Here is a 22,786-nt window from a genome sequence, read left to right as displayed (position 1 = left end):
GGGAGGTGAATCCGCATGTCGCGACTGAGCTGCGGCAATGATCACAATGGGTGGCCGCAGCAGCCGCTGCGACCACCCACCGTGACGGATGTGATCAGAGCCGCTCGACCACGTAGTCGATGGCGGCGGTGAGCGCCTCCACGTCGGACGGTTCCACCGCCGGGAAGAGCGCGACCCGCAGCTGGTTGCGGCCGAGCTTGCGGTACGGCTCGGTGTCGACGATCCCGTTGGCCCGCAGCACCTTGGCGATCGCGGCGGCGTCGACCCCGTCGGCGAAGTCGACGGTGGCGACCACGTTGGAGCGCAGCGTCGGATCGGTGACGAACGGGGTGGCGAACGCGGACCGCTCGGCCCAGCCGTAGACGATCCCGGCGCTCTCGGCGGTGCGCTTGGCCGCCCAGCTCAGGCCGCCCTGCGAGTTCATCCAGTCGGTCTGCTCGGCGGCCAGGAAGATGGTCGCCAGCGCCGGGGTGTTGTACGTCTGCTCCAGCCGCGAGTTGTCGATCGCGGTGACCAGGTCGAGGAAGGCCGGGATGTAGCGGCCCGAGCCCTTGATCTCGGCGGCCCGCTCCAGGGCGGCCGGCGACATCAGGGCCAGCCAGAGCCCGCCGTCGGAGCCGAAGCACTTCTGCGGGGCGAAGTAGTAGACGTCGGTCTCGCCGACGTTGACGTCCAGACCGCCGGCCCCGGAGGTGGCGTCGACCAGCAGCAGCGAGCCCGGGTCGGCGTCGGCGACCCGGGCGATCGGCACCGCGACACCGGTGGAGGTCTCGTTGTGCGGGGTGGCGTAGACGTCCACCCCGGCCTCGGCGACCAGGCTCGGGGCGCTGCCCGGCTCGGACTTGCGCACGGTCGGCTCGCCGAGGAACGGCGCGTCGGAGACCGACTTGGCGAACTTCGCGCCGAACTCGCCGAAGCTGGCGAACTGGGCCCGGTCACGGACCAACCCGAAGGTGGCGACCTCCCAGAAGGCGGTGGTGCCGCCGTTGCCGAGGACCACCTCGTAGCCCTCGGGGAGGGAGAAGAACTCGGCCAGGCCCCGGCGGAGCCGGGCGACCTCGGCCCGGACGGTCTGCTGCCGGTGCGAGGTGCCCAGGAAGCTGGTCGCCACGTCGGCGAGCGCGGAGACCGCCGCCGGACGGACCTTGGACGGCCCGCAGCCGAACCGCCCGTCGGCGGGCTTGATGTCGTCGGGAATCCGAATGGTCGGTGCGTCAGCCACGGTTTTCTCGATCCTTCCGCATGGGCGAGGGCGGGCCCTTCAACGGGCGCGGTGCCGCGGCGGACGCGCGCTGGCGCACGTCGTGGCCGGGTCCGGGCCTGGTCCGGCGACACTGCCGGCCTTCATCCTCGCACCCGTGGCGGCCCGGATGCCGGCTGGTCCCAGGCCCGGGGCTGAGGCGTCGGACACACCGGGGGCGACCGGCCGGCCACGCGCAGGGGGCGTCGACCGGCCGGTCGACGCCCCCTGCGGGCAGGTGTGCTCAGACGCCGTGCGGGATGGCGTCCCAGCCCTCGACCTGCTGCGGCTTGCGGGTGCCGGGCCCGACGTAGCGGGCCGACGGCCGGACGAGCCGCTGGAGCTTCTTCTGCTCCAGGATGTGCGCCGACCAGCCGCCCATCCGGGCGCAGGTGAACATCGAGGTGAACATGTGCGCCGGCACCTCGGCGAAGTCGAGTACGACGGCCGACCAGAACTCGACGTTGGTGGCGAGGACCCGGTCCGGGCGGCGGGCCTGGAGCTCGGCCAGGGCGGCCTTCTCCAGCGCCTCGGCGACCTCGAAGCGCGGTGCGCCCAGTTCCCGGGCGGTGCGCCGGAGCACCCGGGCGCGCGGGTCCTCGGCCCGGTAGACGCGGTGGCCGAAGCCCATCAGCCGCTCGCCCCGGTCGAGGACGCCCTTGACGTACCCCTCGGCGTCGCCGCTGCGCTCGACGGCCTCCAGCATGGTGAGCACCCGCGACGGCGCGCCGCCGTGCAGCGGGCCGGAGAGCGCGCCGATGCCCGACGAGATGCAGGCCGCCGCGTCGGCCCCGGTGGAGGCGACGATCCGGGCGGTGAAGGTGGAGGCGTTCAGGCCGTGCTCGGCGGCCGAGATGAAGTACGCGTCGACGGCCTTGACGTGCCGGGGGTCGGGCTCACCCCGCCAGCGCTTCATGAACCGCTCGACGATGGTCTCCGCCTTGTCGATCTCCTTCTGCGGCACCGCCGGCAGACCCAGCCCGCGGGCGGACTGGGCGACGAAGGACAGCGCGGTGACCGAGACCCGGGCCAGGTCGGCGCGGGCCTGGGCGTCGGAGATGTCGAGCAGTTGACTGAGCCCCCAGTACGGGGCGAGCATCGCGACCGCGGACTGCACGTCGACGCGGATGTCACCGGAGTGCACCGGCACCGGGAACGGCTCGGCGGGCGGCAGGCCGGGGCCGAAACGCCCGTCCACCAGCAGGGCCCAGACGTTGCCGAAGGAGACCTGGCCGATCAGATCCTCGATGTCCACGCCCCGGTAGCGCAGCGCGCCGCCCTCGCGGTCCGGTTCGGCGATCTCTGTCTCGAAGGCCACGACGCCTTCGAGGCCCGGTTTGAAGTCGGCCATGTCGTCTCCTGGCTTCTGGCTCGGTGCGCCCGCCACGGGCTCGGTCCGGCCCGGTACCTAAGGCGACCCTCAGTGATGTGGTTCTCGCCATCTTGCCTGGTGAGTAACCAAGCGCGCGACCCGCTGCGACTGTGCTGCACGCGACATCCCCGCCGCTGGACGCCGGGGTGCGCTCCGTGAGACTGATCGGTGGGCTGACCAGCGTCGTCGGGACGCGGACGGCCGGCGTGAGGAGGACGACGTGACGGGCGACACACCCGCCCTGGCGGCCATGCGGCACGAGTACGCCGCCGACCTGGGGCTTTCCGAGACGGACCTGGCCGCCGACTGGCCCACCCAGTTCGGCCGCTGGCTCGCCGACGCGGTCGCCGCCGGCCTGCCCGAGCCGAACGCGATGGTCCTCGGCACCGCCGACGCCGCCGGTCGGCCCAGCGGCCGGACCGTGCTGCTCAAGGAGTACGACCCGCAGGGGTTCGTCTTCTTCACCAACCACGGCTCGCGCAAGGGCACCGAACTGGCCGACAACCCGTGGGCCAGCCTGGTCTTCCCCTGGTTCCCGATGCAGCGGCAGGTGGTGGTGACCGGTCGGGTGGCGCACGTCGGGCGGGGTGAGACCGAGGCGTACTTCGCGTCCCGGCCACGCGGCTCCCAGCTCGGGGCCTGGGCGAGCAGCCAGTCGGCGGTGGTGCCGGACCGGGCCGCGCTCCAGGAGGCGTACCGGGAGGCGGCGGAGCGGTTCCCGGCCGGCACGCCGGTCCCGGCGCCCCCGCACTGGGGCGGGTTCCGGGTCCATCCGGAGACGGTGGAGTTCTGGCAGGGCCGGGCCGGCCGGTTGCACGACCGGCTACGGTTCCGCCGGGTCGAGGGGGACGGCTGGGCCGTCGAGCGGCTGGCCCCGTGACCGCCGTCACACCGACCCGGCCGGGGCGGGCCCGTCGGCTGGCCATCGACCTGCGCCCGCTGCGGGTCCCCGCGTACCGCCGGATGTGGCTCGGCAACACGGTGGCGATGTTCGGGTTCCAGTTCACCGCGGTCGCCGTACCGGTGGAGATGTACGCGCTGACCCGGGACTCCTTCTGGGTCGGGCTGCTCGGGGTGGCCGGGTTCCTGCCGCTGCTGGTCTTCGGGCTGTGGGGCGGGGCGGTGGCCGACGCCCGGGACCGGCGGCGGGTGCTGCTGGCCGGCTCGGCGCTGCTCTGGCTGTCGATGCTCGGCCTGCTCGGGCACGCGCTGTCCGGGCTCGGCAGCCCGGTGCTGCTGCTGGCGCTGGTGACGGTGCACTCGATCGCGTTCGCGATCAGCTCGCCGGCCCGGTCGGCGATCCTGCCCCGGCTGCTCCCGCCCGAGCTGGTCCCGGCGGGCAGCACCCTGAACTACACCACCTTCACCGCCGCGGCGGTGGCCGGCCCGCTCGCCGCCGGCCTGGTCTTCGCCGGGTTCGGCACCGACGCCGGGCTGCCGGTCGCCTACGCGGCCGACGCCCTGCTGTTCACCGGGCTGGTGGTGGCGACGGTACGACTGCCCGCGATGCCCCCGGCCCCACCGGCCGAGGGTGAGGCGCGTCGGGGTGGCCTGGCGGGCATCCTCGACGGGTTCCGCTACCTGGCCACCACGCCGGTGCTGCTCTCCTCGTTCGCCATCGACCTGATCGCGATGATCCTGGCCATGCCCCGGGCGCTCTTCCCCGAGGTGGCGCAGGAGCGGTTCGGCGGCGGGGCGGCGGTCGGGTGGCTCTACAGCGCCATCGCGATCGGCGCGATGCTGGGCGGGCTGACCTCCGGTTGGATCGGCCGGCTGCGGCGGCAGGGGCTCGCCCTGGTGGTGGCGGTGGTCGGCTGGGGGCTGGCCATCGCGGCGGCCGGGCTGGCCCGGCAGCTCTGGCTGGTGGTGCTGCTGCTCGCGGTGGCCGGGGCGGCTGACCTGGTCAGCGCGGTACTGCGGCAGTCGATGCTGCTGATCTACGCGCCGGACCGGATGCGCGGCCGGCTCCAGGGGGTGAACACGGTGGTGGTGGCCGGCGGGCCCCGGCTGGGCGACCTGCGGGCCGGGGCGATGGCCGCCGGGTTCGGTGGCTCGGTCGCCTGGGTGGCCGGCGGGTTGCTCTCGGCCGGGCTGGCGGTGCTGCTGGTGGTGGGTTTCCCGGCCCTGCTGCGCTACCGGGCGGGCACGGCGGCACAGGGCCGTGGCTGACGTGGGACGGGTGCGCCGGGTCCGGCGGGCCGGACAGGGCACGGACTAAGGTCACGGCATGGACAACGCTGCGCACCGCCCGCCCTCGGGAACACAGTGGACGATCGCCGCCGACGGCCACGAGGCCGTCATCGTCGAGGTCGGCGGTGGGGTTCGGACCTACCGGCGCAACGGGGTCGACTACCTCGACGGGTACGCCGAGGACGAGATCACCCCCGGTAGCGCCGGGCAGGTGCTCGCTCCCTGGCCGAACCGGATCAGGGACGGGCAGTACTCCTTCGGCGGCCGGTCGTTGCAGCTCGACCTGACCGAGCCGACCCGGGGGGTCGCCCTGCACGGCCTGGTCAACTGGGTGCGCTGGCAGCCGATCGAGGAGTCGGCCGACGCGGTGACCCTCGGCTACGACCTGCCGCCCACCCCCGGCTACCCGTGGTCGCTGCGGCTGCGGAGCCGGTGGAGCGTGGGTGCGGACGGGCTGCGCGGCGAGCACGAGGTGACCAACACGGGGGCCGAGGCCGCGCCGTTCGGCTTCTCCGTCCACCCGTACCTGCGGCTGGCCGGGGTGGCCGTGGACGACCTGACGATGCGGCTGCCGGCCCGCAGCCGGCTCCAGGTCGACGCCCGGTTGCTGCCGATCGGGGCGACCCCGGTGGCCGGCACCGAGTACGACTGGACCACCGCCCGGCCGATCGGCGCCGCGCAGCTCGACCTCTGCTTCGGGGACGTGATCCGGGGTGACGACGGTGGTTCGTCGGTGACCCTGACCGCCCCGGACGACGCGGACGGGGTGTGCCTGTGGGCCGACCACCAGTTCGGCTGGTGGCAGGTCTTCACCGGTGACGCGTTGACCGGCGAGCGGCACCGCCGGTCGGTGGCGGTGGAGCCGATGACCTGCCCACCGGACGCGTTCCGGTCCGGTAGGGACGTGATCGCGCTGGCCCCGGGGGAGACCTGGCGGGGCATCTGGGGCATCCGGCCCGGGGTCTGAGCGTGGAGTTCGGCGAGGTGGTCCGGCGTCGCCGGATGGTGCGCAACTACGACCCGGACCGTCCGGTCCCACCGGAGGTGGTGCAGCGGCTGCTGGACCACGCGGTCCGGGCGCCGTCGGCCGGCTTCGCCCAGGGCTGGGGTTTCCTGGTGCTGGAGGAGCCGGCGGACCGGGACCGGTTCTGGGCGGCGGCCACGCCCGGCGGTGGTGGGCGGGAGCGGTGGTTGGCCGGGATGCGCCGGGCCCCGCTGATCGTGGTGCCGCACGCCAACCGCTCGGCCTACCTGGAGCGGTACGCCGAACCGGACAAGGGCTGGGTGGACCGCTCGGAGGACCGCTGGCCGGTGCCCTACTGGTACGTCGACACCGGCTTCGCCGCGCTGCTGATGCTGCTCACCGCCGTGGACGAGGGGCTGGGGGCGTGTTTCTTCGGCATCCCGCCGGACCGGCTGGCGGCGTACCGGGAGGCGTTCGGGGTGCCGGAGGAATACCACCCGATCGGTGCGGTCACGGTAGGTTACCGTGCGGTCGATCACCGGTCACCGTCGTTGCGGCGGGGGCGTCGGCCGGTCGACGAGGTGGTCCGGCGCGGCCGGTGGAGTTGATGCCGGTTCGTACCCTGCGCGGTGGGTCTCGGGGCGAGGGAAACCGACAACGGGGAGCAGAACGTGGTGTGGCGAGGGCGGATAGGCTGGCACCGTGATCGGTGCCGCACGGTGCGGCAGCTCGGCGTGACCCGGCACCACGCCGAGGGTCGGCCCGACCACGGGGAGGGGAGCGTGCCGTGATCTTCAAGGCGGTCCGGGACGGGCGTCCCTATCCGGAGCACAACCTGACGCTGAAGCAGTGGTCGGAGATCCCGCCCCGCCCGTTGCGGCTGGATCAGCTCATCACCACCAAGCGCGAGCTGGCGCTGGACAAGCTCCTCGCCGAGGACTCCACGTTCTACGGCGACCTGTTCCCGCACGTGGTGCAGTGGAACGGTGGCCTCTACCTGGAGGACGGCCTGCACCGGGCGTTGCGCGCGGCCCTGCAGCAGCGCAACCAGATCCACGCCCGGGTGCTGGTCTACAACGGCCAGCCCGAGTGACGCCTGCCTGAGCAGTCGTTAAGGTGGCGGCCATGGGCACCCCGCTTGACCTGCTGGACGTGGACGCCTCGCTGAGCGAGGAGGAGCGTCAGATCCGGGCCGTCGTCCGCCGGCTCGTCAACGACCGGGTCCGCCCGCACGTCGCCGGCTGGTATGAGGACGGCGACGTCCCGGCCCGGGAACTGGCCCGCGAGTTCGGCCGCCTCGGACTGCTCGGCATGCACCTGACCGGGTACGGCTGCGCCGGCGCCTCGATGGTCGCGTACGGGCTGGCCTGCCTGGAGCTGGAGGCCGGCGACTCCGGTGTCCGCTCCCTGGTGTCGGTGCAGGGTTCGCTGGCCATGTACGCCGTCTGGCGCTTTGGCGGCGAGGAGCACAAGCAGCGCTGGCTGCCCGCGATGGCCGCCGGTGAGGCGATCGGCTGTTTCGGGCTGACCGAGCCCGACCACGGCTCCGATCCGGCCTCGATGACCACCCGGGCCCGCCGCGACGGCGACGACTGGGTCCTCGACGGCGCGAAGATGTGGATCACCAATGCGCCGATCGCCGACGTCGGGGTGATCTGGGCGCGCACCGACGAGGGGGTACGGGGTTTCCTCGTACCGATGGACACCCCCGGGGTGACGGCGCGCGAGATCCGCCGCAAGATGTCGCTGCGGGCCTCGGTGACCGGCGAGATCGCCCTCGACGGGGTGCGGCTGCCGGCGGACGCCCTGCTGCCCGGCGCGGTCGGGCTCAAGGCGCCGCTGAGCTGCCTGACCGAGGCCCGGCAGGGCATCGTCTGGGGCGCGCTCGGCGCGGCCCGGGACTGTCTGGAGACGGCGCTGTCCTACGCCGGCACCCGGACCCAGTTCGGCCGTCCGCTGGCCGGCTTCCAGCTCACCCAGGCCAAGCTCGCCGACATGGCGGTGGAGTGGAACAAGGGCCTGCTGCTCGCCCTGCACCTGGGCCGGCTGGCCGACGCGGGCACGCTACGCCCGGACCAGGTCAGTCTGGGCAAGCTGAACAACGTGCGGGAGGCGCTGGCGATCGCCCGGCAGTGCCGGACGATCCTCGGCGCGAACGGGGTCTCCGGCGAGTACCCGGTGATGCGGCACGCCAACAACCTGGAGAGTGTGCTCACCTACGAGGGCACCTCCGAGATCCACCAACTGGTCGTCGGGCAGCGGCTCACCGGGTTGTCCGCCTTCGGCTGACCACCGCCGTCACCCGTTCGGGTCGCTCGCCGCGCGCTCGTCGTACGGTGGCCGTACCGTCATCGACAGAGGCACGTGTCTGACGAGGACGGTGAGGGCGATGGCCCGCGACGGTGAAACCCCCCAGAGTGAGTTCCCCGGCTACCCGACCGCCGACACACTGCGCACCCGGTCGGGCGACCCGGTCGACCCCGACACCCCACCGGCCGACCCGCCCCGCTCGGGCGGCGGCCCGGCCCGGGGGCTGCTCTGGGTGCTCGGCGCGGCGGCGTTGGTCGTGGTGGTGCTGCTCGGCACGCAGGTGACCGGGATCTTCCCGGAGTTCCGCAACCCGTTCGCCAAGGAACAGACCGACCGCAGCCAGCCGCCGCTGCTCAAGTCGATCCAGGATCTGAGCCGTTACGTGGCGGCCGAGGGCAACTTCCAGGTCGTGGTCGACCTGCAGAACGACCGCGACAACGTGCCGGAGTTCCTGCTCAACCAGCGGACGCTGTTCGTCGGGGCGGGCAGCGTCGAGGCGTACGTCGACTTCGGCAAGATCGGCGAGGGGGCGGTGGTGCCGTCCGCCGACGGCAAGTCCGTCGAGATCAAGCTGCCCGCGCCGCAGCTCGGCCAGACCAACCTCGACATGGACAAGAGCTACGTCTTCGCCGAGGAGCGCGGCCTGTTCAACCGGATCGGCGACCTGGTCAAGGGCGACCCCAACCGGCAGCAGCAGGTCTACCGGATGGCCGAGGAGCGGATCACCACGGCGGCCCGGGACAGCGGCCTGGCCCAGCGCGCCCAGGAGAACACCCGCAAGATGCTGGAGGGCCTGCTCCGCTCGCTCGGCTACGAGAAGATCACCATCACCTACACGGCCCCCTGACCCGAAGCGCCACCGCCACGCGGCCCCGGTGCCGTGTGGCGGTGGCGCTGTAGGGCGGTCTTGGTGATCAAGAGGTTGGCGTCAGTGTTGATCTCCAAGTTGACGCCAACCTCTTGATCACCGGGCGCAACCCCGCCGGGCGTGACCCCGCCGGGTGACGCCCGGGGCGGTCAGTGGCTGGTGGTTGCGTAGCGGTCCTCGTTGGGCATCAGGATCCACAGCACCAGGTAGACGATCACCTGGGTGCCGGGCAGCAGCAGCGACAGCAGGAACAGCAGCCGGACCAGGGTGGCCGAGGTGTTGAACCGGCGGGCCAGGCCGGCACAGACACCGGCGAGCATGCGCCCCTCGCGGGGTCGGACCAGTTTGCGACTCATCGTCGTACTCCCACTCTGCGGCGATCCGCCGCGCTGCATTCCACGGTAGGAAGGGGCGGCCACCGTGCCCTCCGTCCCGAGGGTGATCCGGTGACCCCGTACCCGTAGGTGGTTACCCGAGTCGACCCCGGCCGACGCCTACCCGCAGCGACGACGGGGTGCGGTGGGCCGGGCGGGTAGGCTCGCCGGTCGACACCGCCCCCATCCCGGGCGGGATCAGCAGGTCACCGGCGACCCCGGCGGCCACGGACCCGGCCGGACCCGGCACCACCCGGGCGACGGCGAGGAAGCGCAGCGATGATCAGTGTCTTCGACCTCTTCAGTGTCGGCATCGGCCCGTCCAGCTCCCACACGGTGGGCCCGATGCGGGCCGGGCGCACCTTCGTCACCGGGCTGAAGGCCGACGGGCTGCTGCACACCGTCACCCGGGTCCGGGCCGAGCTGTTCGGCTCGCTGGGCGCCACCGGCCACGGCCACGGCAGCGACCGGGCCGTGCTGCTCGGCCTGGCCGGCGAGAGCCCGGAGACGGTGGACACCGACAGCGTCGGCCCCCGGGTCGCCGAGATCCGCGCCCGGGGCCGGCTCGCCCTGCTCGGCACCCAGGAGATCGACTTCGAAGCGGACCGGGATCTGGTGCTGCACCGCCGCCGGTCGCTGCCGTACCACCCGAACGGGATGGTCTTCTCGGCCTGGGACGCGGCGGGGGCGCAGGTCCGCGAACGGACCTACTACTCGGTCGGTGGCGGGTTCGTGGTGGACGAGGCGGCGGCCGGGGCGGACCGGATCACGGTGGACACCACCGCCGTACCGCACCCCTTCTCGACCGGTGCCGAACTGCTCGACGTCACCGCCGGCACCGGCCTGTCGATCAGCGGGGTGATGCTCGCCAACGAGCTGTCCTGGCGCAGCGAGCCGGACGTGCGGGCCGGGCTGCTGGACATCTGGCGGGTGATGCGGGAGTGCGTGGCCCGGGGCGGCACCCGCGACGGCGTACTGCCGGGTGGGCTGCGGGTCCGGCGGCGCGCCGCCGAGCTGCGCCGCAGCCTGGAGGCCGACGCCGGCTCGACCGACCCGCTGCGCGCGATGGACTGGGTGACCCTGTTCGCGCTCGCGGTCAACGAGGAGAACGCCGCCGGTGGCCGGGTGGTGACCGCCCCGACGAACGGCGCGGCCGGGATCATCCCGGCGGTGCTGCACTACTACACCCGGTTCGTGCCGGACGCCTCCGACGAGGGCGTGGTGCGGTTCCTGCTGGCCGCCGGGGCGATCGGGGTGCTGTTCAAGGAGAACGCCTCGATCTCCGGGGCAGAGGTGGGCTGCCAGGGCGAGGTCGGATCGGCGTGCTCGATGGCCGCCGCCGGGCTGGCCGAGGCGCTCGGCGGCACCCCCGAGCAGGTGGAGAACGCCGCCGAGATCGGCATGGAGCACAACCTCGGGTTGACCTGCGACCCGGTCGGGGGGCTGGTGCAGATCCCCTGCATCGAGCGCAACGCGGTGGCTAGCATCAAGGCGATCACGGCGGCCCGGCTTGCGCTGCGCGGCGACGGGGTGCACCACGTCTCGCTCGACAAGGTCATCAAGACCATGCGCGAGACCGGGGCGGACATGAAGGTCAAGTACAAGGAGACGGCACGCGGCGGCCTGGCCGTCAACGTGATCGAGTGCTGAGGGGCGTTCGTTCACCGACTGCTAACCTGTCGTCCGTTGTTGTCAGGCGGGAGGCGACGGTGACCGCAGGCGTCACGGCGTTGTGGTCGCACCGCAACTCACTGCGCATCCTGGTCAGACGCGATCTCGCGGTGAAGTACCAGCAGTCCGTGCTCGGTTACCTCTGGTCGCTGATCGAGCCGCTGGGAATGGGCGCGATCTACTTCTTCGTCTTCGGGGTGCTCTACTCCGGGCCGACCAACAGGCACCTCGGCGAGGCTGCCGGGTCGTACCCACTGTTCCTGATCACCGGCATCTTCGCCTGGATGTGGACGAGTTCGGCGCTGAGCGAGGCGACCAACGCGCTGACCGGGCAGTCCCGCCTGATCACCACCATGAACGTGCCCCGACAGGTCTTCCCGATCGGCCGGGTCACCGGCCGGTTCGCCGAGTACGTCGCCGGCCTGCCGATCCTGCTGGCCGTCGCGGTCGTCTACGCCGCCAACGGCCGGATCACGCTGGGCTGGTCGCTGCTGAGCCTGCCGCTGGCCGTCGCCGTGCAGGGCACCCTGCTGATCGGGCTGGCCCTGCTGCTGTCCGCGGTCAACGTGCTGATGCGCGACGTGGAGCGGTTCATGCGGCTGGTCATCCGGGTGCTGTTCTACGCCACCCCGATCATCTACCCGCTGAGCCTGGTCCGGGAGTCGGGCATGCCGGGCTGGATCAAGGTGGCGTACGAGCTGAACCCGCTGGTCGGCATCTTCCAGCTCCAGCACGCCATCTGGTACCCGGACGAGTTCCCCGACGCCCGGCTGCTGACCACCACGATCGCCGGGAGCCTGCTGGTGCTGGCGGCCGGCTGGTGGGCGTTCCGCCGGCTCGAACCGGCCGTGCTGAAGGAACTGTAGGTGCCGCCGATCATCGAGGCGCAGGGGCTCGGCATCCGGTTCGTCCGCAACCGGCGTCGGCAGCTCCGGCTGCGGGAACTGTTCATCCACCGGGGCGGGCGGGCCGCCACCGACCAGTTCTGGCCGCTGCGGGACGTCTCGTTCACCGTCGCGCCGGGCGACACGCTCGGCGTGATCGGGCGCAACGGCACCGGCAAGAGCACCCTGCTGCGGCTGATCGCCGGGGTGCTCATCCCCGACGAGGGGCGGATCACCGTCTCCGGTGACGTCGCGCCGCTGCTGGAACTCTCCGCCGGCTTCTCCAACGACCTGACCGGCCGGGAGAACCTCTACCTGGTCGGCGGGCTGCACGGGCTCTCCACGGGCTACCTGCGGCGGCACTTCGACGACATCGTCGGGTTCGCCGGTGAGCAGGTGGAACGGGCCATCGACACCTCGGTGCGGCACTACTCGTCGGGGATGAAGGTGCGGCTCGGGTTCGCGATCATCTCGCACCTGCCGCACCCGATCCTGCTGATGGACGAGGTGACCGCGGTGGGCGACGCGGAGTTCCGCCAGAAGTGTTACTCGACGATCGACCGACTGCTCGCGGAGGGGCGCACCTTGGTGCTGGTGTCACACAACGAGAAGGACCTGACCCGGTTCTGCCGTCGGGGGCTCTACCTCGACGGCGGGCGGCTGACCGTGGACGGGACGGTCGCCGAGGCGCTCGACGCGTACCACGCCGCGGTGCCGCGATGACCGTGGCGATCGTGCTCGCCGCCGGTGCGCCGGCCGCGGGCCTGCCCACCGGCACGGGCGAACCGCTGGCCGACCGGCTCGCCGGGCAGTTGCACCGGGCCGGGGCGGACCGGGTGCACACCGTCACCGACCTGCAGGCGCTTGCCGCCCTGGTGGACACCCTCACCGGACCGGTCCTGGTCACCGGGGCCGACCTGGTAGCGCACACCGCCGTACTGCGGCACCTGGCGACCAGTCCGGTCGGCCCGACGGTGGCCCTGGTGCTCACCGACCCGCCGGCCGCCGGCCGGACGCAGGTGCGCGAGGAGCGCGGGCAGGTGGTCGACGCCGGTCCGGAGTTGCCCGACGCCACCGGCGTCTTCGGCGGCGCGCTGCGGGTCGGCGCGGACGACCTGCCGGCGCTGGCCGCCGCCGCCCGCTCGGCGGCCGTCGCCCCGGCGGCCGGTGCCGCCGTGGACCGGCTGTTCGCCGCGCTCACCGACCTCGGCACCCTGACCTTCGCCCACCGGGTACGCCTGCTCGTGGCGCACCGGGTCGCCGACCCGGCCGGGCTGGCAGTCGCCGAGACGGCCCTGGCCGGGGTGGACGAGGACCGGGCGCAGCTGCGGCTGTCGGTGAAGGAACGCGACGACTTCTTCACCACCTACTTCGTCAGCACCTGGTCGCCGTACGTGACGAAGGCGTGTGCCCGGCTGGGTCTGACGCCGACCGGGGTCACCATGATCTCGGTGCTGTTCGCGGTGGTCGCGGCGGTGCTCTTCGGCGCCGGCGGGCGGCCCGCCCTGGTGGCCGGTGCGGTCCTGCTCTACCTGGGGTTCGTGCTGGACTGCGTGGACGGGCAGTTGGCCCGGTACACCCGGCACTTCAGCGCCTGGGGCGGCTGGCTGGACACGATGGCCGACCGGGCCAAGGAGTACCTGGTCTACGCCGGGCTGGGCTACGGCGCGACGCACGCCGGGTTCCGGTACGGCTGGGCGCTGGCCATCGCCGCGATGACATTGCAGACCGTCCGGCACATGACCGACGCCTGGTACGGGGTGCTGCACGACGAGGCGGCCCGGCGTCCGCGCCCGGCCGGCCCGGCCGCCGGGGGGATCGGCGGGAAGCTGAACGCCGCCTCGACCCGGGTGCAGGCGGACACCGGCTCGGTGTCGTACTGGCTGAAGCGCACGGTGGTCTTCCCGATCGGCGAGCGGTGGGCGTTGATCGCGGTCACCGCCGCGCTGTTCGGGCCGCTGGTCAGCCTGGTCTCGGTGCTGGTGTGGGGGGTGCTGGCGTTCGGCTACACGGGCGCGTTGCGGACCCTGCGGGCGCGCTGGATGTGGGTGCCGGTGCTGGACACCGTCGACGCGACGCTGCACCGCGACGATGGTCCGCTGGCGGCCCGGCTGCCGGTGGTCCGGCCGATGGGCCCGTTGACCCTGGCGGTGCTCGGGGCGCTCGGGCCGGCGGTGCTGCTGGCGGTGGGGTTGTTCCGGGCGGTCGGCGACGGTGACCCGGGTGGCCTGCGCTGGTGGCTGCCGGTGGCGTTGGTGGTGCTGCTGGTCGCCGGGCTGGGTGCGGGCGCGGCGCACAACGGGCCGTTGGACTGGCTGGTGCCGGCGGCGTTGCGGGCCGGCGAGTACCTGTTCGCCGCCGTGGTCGGGGTGGTCGGCGGGGTGCCGGCGTGGCTGGTCTTCGGGTACGTCTTCGTGCTGACCGTGCACCACTACGACCTGACCGCCCGGTTGGAGAAGCGGCAGGCTGCCCCGCCGTTGCACGCCTGGACGCTGGGCTGGGAGGGGCGTTCGGTGCTGCTGGCGGTGGCGGCGATCGCCGGATTTGCCACCCCTGCCATGGCTACAATCGGTACGTACCTTCTGGTGGTTTTCGTGGCGAGTGTCGTTCTGGCCTGGGTGGTCCTGCCGGCCCGCGCGGGCCGGGCGGCGGCCGTACCGGTGCGGGGTGCTTCGCCGGGCTGACGACGGGGGGCGGCCGGATGACGCTGATCAGCTTCGTCGTACCGGCCTTCCGGGTGCAGGGCTACCTGCGCGAATGCCTGGACTCGCTGCTCGGCCAGCCGTACCGGGACATCGAGGTGATCGGGGTCGACGACGCCTCCCCGGACGCCTGCGGCGACATCCTCGACGAGTACGCCGCCCGCGACCCCCGGGTCCGGGCGGTACGCCTGCCGCGCAACGTCGGGCTCGGTCCGGCCCGCAACATCGGGCTGGACCGGGCCACCGGCGAGTACGTCTGGTTCCTCGACGGTGACGACCGGCTCGCCCCCGACTGCCTGCCCGAGGTCGCCGACCGGCTCACCGCCACCCGCCCCGACGTGCTGCTGGTCGACCACGTCCGGGTGCACTGGGACGAGCACGCCACCCGCAGCGCCCTGCCGGAGGTCTTCCCCGATCCGCCCGGCGCGGCGACGTTCCGGCTGGCGGAGCGGCCCGAGGCGCTGCGCCTGCTGCACACCGCCTGGAACCGGCTGGTCCGCCGGGAGTTCCTGACCGGCCTCGGGCTGCGCTTCGCCCCCGGCTGGTACGAGGACGTCGCGTTCAGCTACCCGGTGCTGCTGGCCGCCGGACGGATCGGCGTGCTCGACCGGGTCTGCGTGCACTACCGGCAGCGCCGGGCGGGCGCGATCACCCGGACCCTCGACGACCGGCACTTCGAGGTCTTCGGCCAGTGGCACCGGGTGTTCGCCTTCCTCGACGGGCGGCCCGACCTGGCCGGCCTGCGCCCGGTGGTCTTCGAGCGGATGATCTGGCACTACCTGACCGTGCTCGGCAACGGCGACCGGATCGCCCCGGCGCTGCGGCCGGCGTTCTTCAGGCGGATCACCGCCGACCACAGGCGCTTCCGCCCGCCCGGCGGCTACCCGGTGCCGGACGGCGGGGACGGGCTCAAGCACCGGCTGGTCGCCGCCGGCCGGTGGCACACCTTCAGCGCGTTGCGCGCCGTCAGCCAGGCCCGGGAGACCACCCGGCTGACCGGGCGGCGGGTCCGGCCGGTGGCCCGGCGGACCGCGCGGCTGGCCCGCGACGCGCTGCTGCACGAGTACTACCGGGCCGAGCTGCGCCGGCCGATCGACCCGACGCTCGCCGTCTACGCCGCCTACTGGTACCGGGGCTACGCCTGCAACCCGGCGGCGGTGCACGCCGCCGCCCGCCGGCTCGCCCCGCAGGTACGGGGGGTGTGGATCGTCCGCCGGGACCGGGTCGACACCCTCCCGCCCGGCACCGAGTACGTCGTCGCCGGCACCCGCGACGCCCAGCGGGCGCTGGCGCGGGCCCGCTGGCTGGTCAACAACGTCAACTTCCCGGACTTCGTGCGCAAGCGTCCCGGCCAGGTGCACGTGCAGACCCACCACGGCACCCCGGTCAAGGTGATGGGCCTGGACCAGCAGCGGTATCCGCTCGGCGCGGTCGGGATGGACTTCGCGGGGCTGCTGCGCCGGGTGGACCGCTGGGACTACAGCATCACCTCCAACGCCTTCTCCACCCAGATGTGGGACCGCGCCTACCCGGCGGACTACGTCCGGTTGGAGGTGGGCTACCCGCGCAACGACCGGCTGGTCACCGCCACCGCCGAGGAGGTGCGCGCGGTCCGGGCCGGGCTCGGGATCGCCCCGGACGAGCGGGTGGTGCTGTACGCGCCGACCCACCGGGAGCACCTGCCCGGTTACCGGCCGCCGTTCGACCCGTACCGGCTGCTGGACGTGCTGGAGCCGGCCGGCCGGTTGCTGGTGCGCAGCCACTACTTTCACGACCGGGAGGGCCGGGTCCGGCGGCGGGCCGAGGGCCGGGTGGTCGACGTCAGCGACGTCGGCACCGTCGAGGACCTCTACCTGGCCGCCGACGTGCTGGTCACCGACTACTCGTCGGCGATGTTCGACTACGCCGTGCTGGACCGGCCGATCGTGATCTACGCGCCGGACCACGACGCCTACCGGCTGGCCCGGGGGGTCTACTTCGACGTGACCGCCGAGCCGCCGGGCGCGGTCGCGCTGACCTTCGACGAACTCCGGGAGGTCTTCCGCTCCGACGCGGTGACCGGTGCGTCGGCCGAGCGGGCCCGACGGGCGTTCCGGGAGCGGTTCTGCGGCTGGGACGACGGGCACGCGGCGGAACGGGTGGTCCGGCGGGTGTTTCTCGGCGAATCAGGGTGAGGATCCGGGCGGATCGCCGTACTGGCCCGTAATAGGGCTGTCATCAGCCGAACATGGCACGTTTACCCGATGTGCTAACCCCATGATGCTCGCCACAGTCAACCCCGGGGTTCGGCCAAGCTGGGGGAGGAGACGGTGACCACCGTCGCGCTGAAGGACGTCACAAAGGTATTCCCGGACGGGACAATTGCCGTCGACAACGTCAGTCTCGACGTCGTCGACGGGGAGTTCATGGTGCTGCTGGGCCCGTCCGGTTGCGGGAAGTCGACCGTGTTGCGGATGATCGCGGGCCTGGCGGAGCCGACCACCGGTGCGGTGATGCTCGACGGTGAGGTCGCCAACGACCTGCCGCCGCGCGACCGGAAGATCGCCATGGTCTTCCAGGACTTCGCGCTCTACCCGCACATGTCCGTCGGCGACAACATCGGCTTCCCGCTCAAGCTGTCCGGGGTCGAGCCGGTGCCCCGGGGCGAGCGGGTGCAGGACGTGGCCAGCGCGCTCGGCATCGGCGACGTGCTCGGCCGCAAGCCGAGCCAGCTCTCCGGCGGCCAGCGGCAGCGGGTCGCGATGGGTCGGGCGATCGTCCGCCGGCCGGGGCTGTTCCTGATGGACGAGCCGCTGTCCAACCTGGACAGCGGGCTGCGGGCCGAGCTGCGCGCCGAGATCTCCGCGCTGACCCGCGAGCTGGGCGTCACCACCATCTACGTCACCCACGACCAGGCCGAGGCGCTGACCATGGCCGACCGGGTGGCCATCATGCGCAAGGGCGTGCTCCAGGACGTCGGCACTCCCACCCAGGTCTACGGCCGCCCGGCGACCCTCTACGTCGCGGCGTTCCTCGGCAGCCCCCGGATGAACCTGCTGGAGGCGTCGGTCTACGTCCACCTCGACCGGTACGTCACGCTGACTCTCGGTGACCAGGCGCTCTACCTGCCGTGGGACGACATCCGCAGTCGGGCGGTGGCGCACTACCACGGCGAGCGGATCGTGGTCGGGATGCGGGCCGAGGCGCTCACCCCGGTCGCCCCGGACACCCCCGGTGACGTGCTCCAGGGCCGGGTGCGTTACCTGGAGCACCACGGGCACGAGTCGCTTGCCTTCCTCGACATCGGCGCCACCGCCATCATGGTCGACGAGATGAGCGCTCCCGCCGAGGACGCGGTCCCCGGCCAGCGCGGGCTGCGCCGGTTCGGCCAGGTCATGTCCCGGCTCACCGGGCGGGCCACCGACCCGGAGGAGAACGACAGGGCATCCGACGGCAACCGCACCAGCGTGCTCAACGACCCCGGCCGCCACCACCGCCGCCCGGCCGAACTGGCGGTCCGGCTGGCCCCGTACCCGGCGATCTCGGCGGGGCACCCGATGGCGGTCGCGGTCCGGATGGACGCCCTGCACTTCTTCGACGAACGCGGCGACCGGATCGACGTCGGCTGGCGCTGACCCGTCCGGTGACGGGCGCCGTCGTGCGCACGGTCGGCGGGGCGGGACCGGCTGGGTACCCGGTTCCGTCCGGGCCGGGGTTGCCGGACGGAACCCGCCCGTGCCGTCAATTGGTTGTCGACTATTCGGTAATCGATTGCCTACTCTCGGTGTCTGTGTGAGGTTCGAGAGAACCCCTCCACGCAGAACGGAGCTGTCATGCGCGTGATCCACAAGATTCTCGCGGCCACCGCCGTCACCGGCGCGACCGCGGTGACCCTGCTGGCCGGTGCGGCCCCCGCGTCCGCCGCCGCCAACGGGGTCGGCTACTACTCGGGTTACGGGTCGGGCTCCTCGCCCACGTTCGCCGTCTGGTCGGCGGAGAACGACGCCAAGTGGAAGGCCCAGTTGGGCGGCTTCAACCCCATCATCGACTGTCACACCATCTTCAGCACCAGCACGAAGATCAGCGACTACTACTACACCGCCAGCGTGCAGTTCTACTGCTACAACGTCAGCTGACACCACCTCTCCCGGGCGCGGCGGGGTGCGCCGGCCGGTCGGCCGGCCCTCCGTCCCGGGTGGCTTCCCGTGCCGCACGCCGGAGCGCGATCCGGTGGCCTTGTCCATAAAGTTACCGGCTAGTAACGTTGGGGCATGTTCATCGACTCGCGCCAGGTGGCGGCCGAGGTCCTCCGGGCCGTGCCGTTCGCCCGCACACTCGCGCTCGACATCGTCGAGGTCGCGCCGGAGGCCGAGGGCGGGATCCGGGCCGTCGTCCGGCTGCCCGACTCGCCGGCCACCCACAACCACGTCGGCGGCCCGCACGCCGGTGCCATGTTCACCCTCGGCGAGACCGCCTCGGGCGCGGTGGTGATGGCCGCGTTCGGGCAGGTGCTCGACCGGGCGGTGCCGCTCGCGGTCCGGGCCGACATCGCGTACCGGCGGGTGGCGACGGGCGAGGTGCGGGCCACCGCACGGCTCGGCCGCCCCCCGGCCGAGGTGCTCGCCGAGCTGGACGCCGGCCAGCGCCCCGAGTTCCCGGTGGCGGTGGAGATCGGCACCCCCGACGGCACCGTCACCGCCACCATGACCGTCCTGTGGACGCTGCGCCCCAACCGCTGACCCGCGTGGCGGGGGTTTGCCCGGTGGGGGCGCTGGATAGATTCGTAGCGTGCTGGGCCTACCTGCTCATGTGACCGCCTGCCTCTTCGACCTCGACGGCGTGCTGACCCAGACCGCCAAGGTGCACAACGCCGCCTGGAAACAGACCTTCGACGACCTGCTGCGCCGGCACGCCGAGGCCGGCGGCGAACCGTTCCGGCCGTTCGACCCCGGCCCGGACTACCACCGCTACGTCGACGGGAAACCGCGCGCCGACGGGGTGCGTTCCTTCCTCGCCTCCCGGGGCATCACCCTGCCCGAGGGGAGCCCCGACGACCCGCCCGACGCGGAGACCGTCAACGGGGTCGGCAACCGCAAGAACGTCGTCCTGCTGGACCGGATCCACCACGACGGCGTGCAGGCGTATCCCGGGTCGGTGGCCTACCTGAAGGCGGCCGAGCAGGCCGGGCTGCGCCGCGCGGTCGTCTCGGCCAGCGCCAACTGCCGCGACGTGGTCGCCGCCGCCGGCCTGGAACCCCTGCTGGAGGTACGCGTCGACGGGCTGGTCGCCCGTGCCGAGGGGCTACGCGGCAAACCGCATCCCGACACCTTCCTCGCCGCCGCCGAGCTGCTCGGGGTGGCCCCCGCCGACGCCGCCGTGTTCGAGGACGCGCTGGCCGGGGTGGCCGCCGGCCGGGCCGGCGGCTTCGGCCACGTGATCGGCGTGGACCGGACCGGCCAGGCCGACGAGCTGCGCGCCCACGGCGCCGACGTGGTCGTCACCGACCTCGCCGAGCTGCTACGCGGGCCGGCCGCATGATCCGGGAACGCGCCTACCCGGTCGAGCCGTGGCACATCCGGGAGACCCGCCTCGACATGGACGTGCTGGCCCAGTCCGAGTCGGTGTTCGCGCTCTCCAACGGCCACATCGGGCTGCGCGGCAACCTCGACGAGGGCGAGCCGCACGGCCTGCCCGGCACCTACCTCAACTCGTTCTACGAGCTGCGTCCGCTGCCGTACGCGGAGGCCGGGTTCGGGTTCCCCGAGTCGGGGCAGACCATCGTCAACGTCACCAACGGCAAGCTGATCCGGCTGCTCGTCGACGACGAACCGCTCGACCTGCGCTACGGCGAGCTGCTGAGCCACGAACGGGTCCTCGACCTGCGGGCCGGCACCCTGCACCGGGAGATGCACTGGCACTCGCCCGCCGGCCGGGAGGTGAAGGTCCGCAGCACCCGGCTGGTCTCCTTCACCCAACGGTCGGTCGCCGCGATCCACTACGAGGTGGAGGCGGTCAGCGGCCCGCTGCGGCTGATCCTCCAGTCCGAGCTGGTCGCCAACGAGAACCTGCCGGCGCAGAGCCGCGACCCCCGGGTCGCCGCCGTGCTGGAGTCGCCGTTGCAGGCCGAGGAGGAGCTGACCACCGACGACGGCGGCCTGCTCATCCACCGCACCAAGGTCAGCGGGTTGCGGGTGGCCGCCGGCATGGGCCACGACGTGGACGCCCCGGGCCGGACCACCCTCGAGTCCGAGGGGTACGAGGACTGGGTCCGGACCACCATCGGCTGCGTGCTCCAGCCCGGCGAGACGGTGCGGGTGGTCAAGTACCTCGCGTACGGCTGGTCCAGCCGACGTTCGCTGCCCGCGCTGCGCGACCAGGTCGGCGCGGCGCTGGCCGCCGCCCGGCTGACCGGCTGGGACGGGCTGCACCGGGAGCAGCGCGAATACCTCGACGGATTCTGGGACGCCGCCGACGTGCGGGTCGAGGGGGACCCGGAGGTGCAGCAGGCCGTCCGGTTCGGACTGTTCCACGTGCTCCAGGCCGGGGCGCGGGCCGAACGCCGGCCGATCTCCGCCAAGGGGCTGACCGGTCCCGGCTACGACGGGCACGCGTTCTGGGACACCGAGATGTTCGTGCTGCCGGTGTTGACGTACACCCAGCCGGGCGCGGTCCGCGACGCCCTGTACTGGCGGCACGCCACCCTGGAGCAGGCCCGGGAGCGGGCCCGGACGTTGAACCTGGCCGGCGCGGCGTTCCCGTGGCGCACCATCGAGGGGCCGGAGTCCTCGGCGTACTGGCCGGCCGGCACCGCCGCCTTCCACATCGCCGCCGACATCGCCGACGCGCTGCGCCGCTACGTCCTGGTCACCGGCGACGAGCAGCTCGAACGGGACATCGGCCTGGAGCTGCTGGTGGAAACGGCCCGGCTGTGGCGTTCCCTGGGCCACCACGACCGGTACGGCCGGTTCCACATCGACGGGGTGACCGGCCCCGACGAGTACACCGCCGTCAAGAACGACAACATCTACACCAACCTGATGGCGCAGCGGAACCTGCTCACCGCCGCCGACTGCGCGATGCGACTGCGCGACGAGGCCCTCGACCTCGGGGTGTCCGAGGAGGAGGCGGCCGAGTGGCGGGACGCCGCCACCGCCATGCACATCCCGTACGACGAGGACCTCGACGTGCACGAGCAGGTGGAGGGGTTCACCCGGCTCCAGGAGTGGGACTTCGCGCACACCCCGACCGAGAAGTACCCGCTGCTGCTGCACTACCCGTACTTCGACCTGTACCGCAAGCAGGTGGTCAAGCAGGCCGACCTGGTGCTGGCCATGCACTGGCGGGGGGACGCCTTCACCGACGCGCAGAAGCTGCGCAACTTCCTCTACTACGAGCGGCGTACCGTGCGGGACTCGTCCCTGTCGGCCTGCACCCAGGCGGTGCTCGCGGCCGAGGTGGGCCACGCCGAGCTGGCGCACAGCTACCTGCGGGAAGCCGCGCTGATGGATCTGCACGACCTCAACGAGAACACCCGCGACGGCGTGCACATGGCGTCGCTGGCGGGGGCCTGGATCGCGCTGGTGGGCGGGTTCGGCGGGCTGCGCGACCACGACGGCGAGCTGTCGTTCGCCCCCCGGCTGTCCAGCCGGTTGAGCCGGTTGGAGTTCTCGTTGCAGTGGCGGTCGATGCGGCTGCGGGTGGACGTCCGACCGCACCAGACGACGTACTCGCTGCGTAACGGCGGCCCGGACACGGTGGTGGAGCTGCGGCACCACGGCGAGACCGTGCGGGTCACCTCCGCCGCGCCGGTGACCGTGCCGGTGCCGCAGCGCCACGGGAGCGGCCCGGCACCGGAGCAGCCGCCCGGCCGGGCCCCGCTGCTGCGGCTGCCCGAGTCCCCCGGCTGACCCCGCCGACGGGTCGCCGCCGCGACCGCGACGGCGACCCGCCACCCGTGACTGATCGGCGGGTCAGAACTGGGGGCCGTTGGAGGGTCGGCCACCGGCGTCGCGCGGGGCGACCGCCCGAGGGTCCTCGGGGGTACGCGCCTGCGCCGCCTCGTCCGCCCAGTCGGGCTCGTGCCCGGCGTCCGGTTCGGGGCGGTCCTGCTCGATGGTCCGGGTCTGCTGACGTGCCTTCCGCTTGGCCATGGCGAACCTCGTGATCCGTGCGCGGCGCGGCTGCGCCGGTGTCCCGCGCGTGTTCCCGCCGGCCACCCCCGCAAACCGCCGC

Annotated in this window: 21 protein-coding genes; 17 read left to right on the top strand and 4 right to left on the bottom strand. The window is 72.9% G+C overall.

Annotation, left to right across the window (positions count from 1 at the left end; genetic code table 11):
* Positions 1-94: 94 nt before the first annotated feature.
* Positions 95-1,222, bottom strand: coding sequence for a phosphoserine transaminase (gene serC / locus ACN265_RS28705; protein ID WP_421410662.1), 1,128 nt, complete (start codon positions 1,220-1,222; stop codon positions 95-97).
* Positions 1,223-1,484: 262 nt separating this feature from the next.
* Complete coding sequence (locus ACN265_RS28700; RefSeq protein ID WP_145917623.1) at positions 1,485-2,591, bottom strand: citrate synthase 2; 1,107 nt, start codon at positions 2,589-2,591, stop codon at positions 1,485-1,487.
* 271 nt (positions 2,592-2,862) lie between these two features.
* Here ACN265_RS28700 and pdxH point away from each other — a divergent pair, with 271 nt between their 5' ends.
* The 7 genes from pdxH (at position 2,863) to ACN265_RS28665 (ending at position 8,923) form a co-directional block, all read left to right on the top strand.
* Entirely contained in the window at positions 2,863-3,492 is a 630-nt protein-coding gene (pdxH, locus tag ACN265_RS28695; RefSeq protein ID WP_421411674.1) for a pyridoxamine 5'-phosphate oxidase, read from the top strand.
* Positions 3,489-4,781: an MFS transporter gene (locus ACN265_RS28690; RefSeq protein ID WP_204925871.1), complete on the top strand. Its 1,293-nt coding sequence runs from the start codon at positions 3,489-3,491 to the stop codon at positions 4,779-4,781. The genes pdxH and ACN265_RS28690 overlap by 4 nt, the downstream gene beginning before the upstream one ends.
* 58 nt (positions 4,782-4,839) lie before the next feature.
* A complete protein-coding gene (locus tag ACN265_RS28685) occupies positions 4,840-5,769 on the top strand; it encodes an aldose 1-epimerase family protein (protein ID WP_204925872.1) in 930 nt (309 codons plus the stop codon).
* Positions 5,770-5,771: 2 nt separating this feature from the next.
* The gene (locus ACN265_RS28680) at positions 5,772-6,374 is read left to right on the top strand and encodes a nitroreductase family protein (RefSeq protein ID WP_421410661.1); all 603 of its coding nucleotides are present in this window, start codon (positions 5,772-5,774) and stop codon (positions 6,372-6,374) included.
* Between the two features lie 179 nt (positions 6,375-6,553).
* Positions 6,554-6,859, top strand: a complete 306-nt coding sequence (locus ACN265_RS28675; RefSeq protein ID WP_088643534.1) for a type II toxin-antitoxin system VapB family antitoxin — start codon at positions 6,554-6,556, stop codon at positions 6,857-6,859.
* A 32-nt stretch (positions 6,860-6,891) separates the two neighbouring features.
* On the top strand, positions 6,892-8,055 hold the full coding sequence (locus ACN265_RS28670; protein ID WP_421410660.1) for an acyl-CoA dehydrogenase family protein: 1,164 nt from the start codon (positions 6,892-6,894) through the stop codon (positions 8,053-8,055).
* A 100-nt stretch (positions 8,056-8,155) separates the two neighbouring features.
* Positions 8,156-8,923 carry a DUF4230 domain-containing protein gene (locus ACN265_RS28665; protein ID WP_420116347.1) on the top strand — a complete coding sequence of 256 codons (768 nt, stop codon included), beginning with the start codon at positions 8,156-8,158 and terminating at the stop codon, positions 8,921-8,923.
* A 170-nt stretch (positions 8,924-9,093) separates the two neighbouring features.
* On the opposite strand, the gene ACN265_RS28660 is transcribed toward ACN265_RS28665, so the two are convergent.
* The gene (locus tag ACN265_RS28660) at positions 9,094-9,300 is read right to left on the bottom strand and encodes a PspC domain-containing protein (RefSeq protein WP_204925876.1); all 207 of its coding nucleotides are present in this window, start codon (positions 9,298-9,300) and stop codon (positions 9,094-9,096) included.
* 297 nt (positions 9,301-9,597) lie between these two features.
* Here ACN265_RS28660 and ACN265_RS28655 point away from each other — a divergent pair, with 297 nt between their 5' ends.
* The 10 genes from ACN265_RS28655 to ACN265_RS28610 all read left to right on the top strand — a co-directional run bounded on the left by ACN265_RS28655 (position 9,598) and on the right by ACN265_RS28610 (position 22,461).
* On the top strand, positions 9,598-10,968 hold the full coding sequence (locus ACN265_RS28655) for an L-serine ammonia-lyase (RefSeq protein WP_421410659.1): 1,371 nt from the start codon (positions 9,598-9,600) through the stop codon (positions 10,966-10,968).
* Between the two features lie 59 nt (positions 10,969-11,027).
* Complete coding sequence (locus tag ACN265_RS28650; protein WP_420116349.1) at positions 11,028-11,855, top strand: ABC transporter permease; 828 nt, start codon at positions 11,028-11,030, stop codon at positions 11,853-11,855.
* Positions 11,856-12,596, top strand: a complete 741-nt coding sequence (locus ACN265_RS28645; protein WP_420116350.1) for an ABC transporter ATP-binding protein — start codon at positions 11,856-11,858, stop codon at positions 12,594-12,596. It begins immediately after the preceding gene.
* Positions 12,593-14,557: a DUF5941 domain-containing protein gene (locus ACN265_RS28640; protein WP_421410658.1), complete on the top strand. Its 1,965-nt coding sequence runs from the start codon at positions 12,593-12,595 to the stop codon at positions 14,555-14,557. Before ACN265_RS28645 ends, ACN265_RS28640 begins: the two co-directional genes overlap by 4 nt.
* Positions 14,558-14,574: 17 nt before the next feature.
* Positions 14,575-16,749: a bifunctional glycosyltransferase/CDP-glycerol:glycerophosphate glycerophosphotransferase gene (locus tag ACN265_RS28635; protein WP_421410657.1), complete on the top strand. Its 2,175-nt coding sequence runs from the start codon at positions 14,575-14,577 to the stop codon at positions 16,747-16,749.
* 135 nt (positions 16,750-16,884) lie between these two features.
* Positions 16,885-18,189, top strand: a complete 1,305-nt coding sequence (locus ACN265_RS28630) for an ABC transporter ATP-binding protein (protein WP_204925882.1) — start codon at positions 16,885-16,887, stop codon at positions 18,187-18,189.
* A gap of 198 nt (positions 18,190-18,387) precedes the next feature.
* Positions 18,388-18,690: a hypothetical protein gene (locus ACN265_RS28625; protein WP_420116354.1), complete on the top strand. Its 303-nt coding sequence runs from the start codon at positions 18,388-18,390 to the stop codon at positions 18,688-18,690.
* A gap of 135 nt (positions 18,691-18,825) precedes the next feature.
* A complete protein-coding gene (locus tag ACN265_RS28620; protein ID WP_421410656.1) occupies positions 18,826-19,293 on the top strand; it encodes a DUF4442 domain-containing protein in 468 nt (155 codons plus the stop codon).
* Between the two features lie 49 nt (positions 19,294-19,342).
* A complete protein-coding gene (locus ACN265_RS28615) occupies positions 19,343-20,092 on the top strand; it encodes a beta-phosphoglucomutase family hydrolase (RefSeq protein ID WP_363791441.1) in 750 nt (249 codons plus the stop codon).
* Positions 20,089-22,461: a glycoside hydrolase family 65 protein gene (locus ACN265_RS28610; protein WP_421410655.1), complete on the top strand. Its 2,373-nt coding sequence runs from the start codon at positions 20,089-20,091 to the stop codon at positions 22,459-22,461. The genes ACN265_RS28615 and ACN265_RS28610 overlap by 4 nt, the downstream gene beginning before the upstream one ends.
* 63 nt (positions 22,462-22,524) lie before the next feature.
* On the opposite strand, the gene ACN265_RS28605 is transcribed toward ACN265_RS28610, so the two are convergent.
* The gene (locus ACN265_RS28605) at positions 22,525-22,704 is read right to left on the bottom strand and encodes a hypothetical protein (protein WP_145917639.1); all 180 of its coding nucleotides are present in this window, start codon (positions 22,702-22,704) and stop codon (positions 22,525-22,527) included.
* Positions 22,705-22,786 lie beyond the last annotated feature (82 nt).

Origin of the sequence: Micromonospora sp. WMMD730, assembly GCF_049178955.1 — a bacterium.
Lineage (GTDB): Bacteria > Actinomycetota > Actinomycetes > Mycobacteriales > Micromonosporaceae > Micromonospora > Micromonospora wenchangensis.
Note: the sequence above shows the minus strand (reverse complement) of the source record. Positions and strands in the feature narration are given on the sequence as shown.

What these genes read in the sequence shown, in the direction of transcription:
- ACN265_RS28635 (WP_421410657.1), top strand. Translation starts at nt 14,575, where the DNA reads ATGACGCTGATCAGCTTCGTCGTACCGGCCTTCCGGGTGCAGGGCTAC.
- ACN265_RS28685 (WP_204925872.1), top strand. Translation starts at nt 4,840, where the DNA reads ATGGACAACGCTGCGCACCGCCCGCCCTCGGGAACACAGTGGACGATC.
- ACN265_RS28655 (WP_421410659.1), top strand. Translation starts at nt 9,598, where the DNA reads ATGATCAGTGTCTTCGACCTCTTCAGTGTCGGCATCGGCCCGTCCAGC.
- ACN265_RS28625 (WP_420116354.1), top strand. Translation starts at nt 18,388, where the DNA reads ATGCGCGTGATCCACAAGATTCTCGCGGCCACCGCCGTCACCGGCGCG.
- ACN265_RS28660 (WP_204925876.1), bottom strand. Translation starts at nt 9,300, where the DNA reads ATGAGTCGCAAACTGGTCCGACCCCGCGAGGGGCGCATGCTCGCCGGT.
- ACN265_RS28700 (WP_145917623.1), bottom strand. Translation starts at nt 2,591, where the DNA reads ATGGCCGACTTCAAACCGGGCCTCGAAGGCGTCGTGGCCTTCGAGACA.
- ACN265_RS28620 (WP_421410656.1), top strand. Translation starts at nt 18,826, where the DNA reads ATGTTCATCGACTCGCGCCAGGTGGCGGCCGAGGTCCTCCGGGCCGTG.
- ACN265_RS28640 (WP_421410658.1), top strand. Translation starts at nt 12,593, where the DNA reads ATGACCGTGGCGATCGTGCTCGCCGCCGGTGCGCCGGCCGCGGGCCTG.
- ACN265_RS28665 (WP_420116347.1), top strand. Translation starts at nt 8,156, where the DNA reads ATGGCCCGCGACGGTGAAACCCCCCAGAGTGAGTTCCCCGGCTACCCG.
- ACN265_RS28670 (WP_421410660.1), top strand. Translation starts at nt 6,892, where the DNA reads ATGGGCACCCCGCTTGACCTGCTGGACGTGGACGCCTCGCTGAGCGAG.
- ACN265_RS28605 (WP_145917639.1), bottom strand. Translation starts at nt 22,704, where the DNA reads ATGGCCAAGCGGAAGGCACGTCAGCAGACCCGGACCATCGAGCAGGAC.
- ACN265_RS28610 (WP_421410655.1), top strand. Translation starts at nt 20,089, where the DNA reads ATGATCCGGGAACGCGCCTACCCGGTCGAGCCGTGGCACATCCGGGAG.
- pdxH (WP_421411674.1), top strand. Translation starts at nt 2,863, where the DNA reads ATGCGGCACGAGTACGCCGCCGACCTGGGGCTTTCCGAGACGGACCTG.